This is a genomic window from aff. Roholtiella sp. LEGE 12411, from assembly GCF_015206995.1.
Classification (GTDB): domain Bacteria; phylum Cyanobacteriota; class Cyanobacteriia; order Cyanobacteriales; family Nostocaceae; genus Komarekiella.
The window spans coordinates 1-2,259 of the sequence record NZ_JADEXR010000289.1 but is presented as its reverse complement, the minus strand read 5'-3'; the positions used below and the strand labels follow the sequence as shown (position 1 = coordinate 2,259).

Annotated in this window: 1 protein-coding gene; it reads right to left on the bottom strand. The window is 46.6% G+C overall.

Annotation, left to right across the window (positions count from 1 at the left end):
• The coding region (locus IQ246_RS29435) for a chloride channel protein (RefSeq protein ID WP_194006810.1) at nucleotides 1-2,219 on the bottom strand (2,219 nt) is incomplete at its 3' end.
• Nucleotides 2,220-2,259: the final 40 nt, after the last annotated feature.

The following is a 2,259-nucleotide window of genomic DNA, read 5'->3' as shown; positions in this document are numbered from 1 at the left end:
GGGGGGAAGGGGGGAAGAGGAAAATCCTGGTTTCTGCCTAATTTGACTAGAACAACATCACAAGTGGCTTGGCGAATGATCGTGTCTACAACATTGCCGAAAATCCGCCCAGGAGTCGAAGTATTGCCTTTCCACCCCATTAAAATTAAGTCGATATGTTGTTCGTTAATTGTCTCCAAAATTGCCTGTGCGACATCGTGAGTCACTCGAATCTGTGTATGTAAGGGAATTCGCCATTTTTTCGCTAAAACTTCCGCCTGTCGTAGCAAACGACGACTTTTAGCAGTTCTTACTTGTGTTTCAGATGGGGAACTGTGGCGCGACACCAGCATTACTTGCACGCACTCTATTTCATAATGGCGATCGCGGGCAATAGCTGCTGCCATTTTTAAAAGAATACCTGCTGTTTCTGGATTAGCTACTGGTACTAATAATCTGCCTCTGCCAATGCTAGGCGATCGCGTTTGGTAAACTACATAATCCGGTTCTGGCCGCGGCCCAGGAATTTCGTTTCCACCATTGAGATGGTCTGCTTCCGCTCGAATAATATCCCCACGGGTAATAATCCCAATTAGTTTTCGCCCTTGCAGCACTGGCAAACGGCTAACTTGATAGCGGTCTAGTAAATACAGTACATTGCTCAAGGTGTGAATTGGTGTTACCGTCATCGGAGCAGGCGTCATGATTTCCCTTAAAGGAATATTATTGGCTAAGTTGCGATCGCGTATTTTCAGTAAATCTGATTGGGTAATAATTCCTACTAATTTACTATCCTCTACCACCGGGAAACCACGATGGTGGGAACGGGCAAACGCCTGCATTGCTTCCTCTAGGGTCATATCTGCATCTAGAGTCTCTACCCGTTGCTGCATCACATCTTTTGCTGTTAACTTTGTCAATGTCCCTTCTATAGGAATCTCTTTGACGAGAGTGATGCCGTTTAACTCTAAAAGTTTCTCATAAAGCGAACCTGGTACTACCTTCTCCGCAACCAAGTAAGCTGCTACAGAAACAATCATCAAAGGTAACACCAGATTGAAATCTGTAGTCATCTCAAATACAATCACAATTGCTGTGATTGGCACTTTAGAAACGGCGCTAAAAAATCCACCCATACCCGCTAGAGCGTAGGTGGTAAGAGAACCTACTCCCAAAAGGTAAAATTCGCACACACCGACTAAATGTCCCAAACAAGAACCTAAGATCAGACTGGGAGCGAATAATCCTCCAGGCGCTCCTGAACCAAATGCTACCAAGGTAAGAATGAACTGAGCCGCAAAAGCGATCGCTGCAAAGGAAGGATTAGCACTACCAGTAATCACATATTCTCGCAATCCCGTATTATCACGGAAATAGCTCGGTAGCATTGCCACAACAACACCAGAAATAAATCCAGCCAAAGCCACCCGCAGCGGTAAGCTGATGTGCAAATTTCGATATAATTTGATACTAAATATTAGCCCACGATTAAATAATGCACCCAGCAACCCTGCCAAGATGCCCAATAGCACAAAAAAGGGAATTTCTAGGATGGAGAAATGGCTAGAGGATTGCGTTAATTGCAGATTCAGATCTAGACTGCCCCCACCCAACAGTCGAGAGATTACCCCACCAATGAACGAGGCAATAATTGCGGTTCCTAGGGTTATTCCTGATAAATCCTGGAGTAACTCCTCGACGATAAATAATACACCCGCAATTGGGGCATTGAAAGCAGCTGCTAAACCCGCACCAGCACCAGCAGCAATCATTTGTCGGCGATGTTCTGGAGAAGTAGGAACCCAGCGACTCATACCAGCTGCCAAACCTGCTCCTACTTGTACAGTAGGGCCTTGCCGTCCTAGAGTTATCCCAGAACCTATGGCAATCATGGCACTGATTAGCTTTACAACTGCCACACGCCAAGATAATTTAACTGGCACATTGGCAAGCGAGGCTTTAACCTGCGGGATACCGCTACCCGCAGCCTCAGGGGCCAGCCTCTGCACCAAAAAACCAGCTAGAAAACCAAAGCCAAGACCAACTGCTGGTAGGACAAGCCAGGCTGGTAAAATTTGGGCACTATAGACTCGCCATGTTCCTAACCATCCCGATCCGACTTTCAGGAACACCCCAGATAGACCAGCAACCAGACCGATAACAGAAGCTTCTGCGATCGCTAAACCTCTTCTAGGCTGCCACCAAGTGCGAAAGCGCTGAGTCCAAACAGGAAGAGACATAAAAGTTAAAAAATCAGGGGGCAGGGGGCAGGGAGGATGG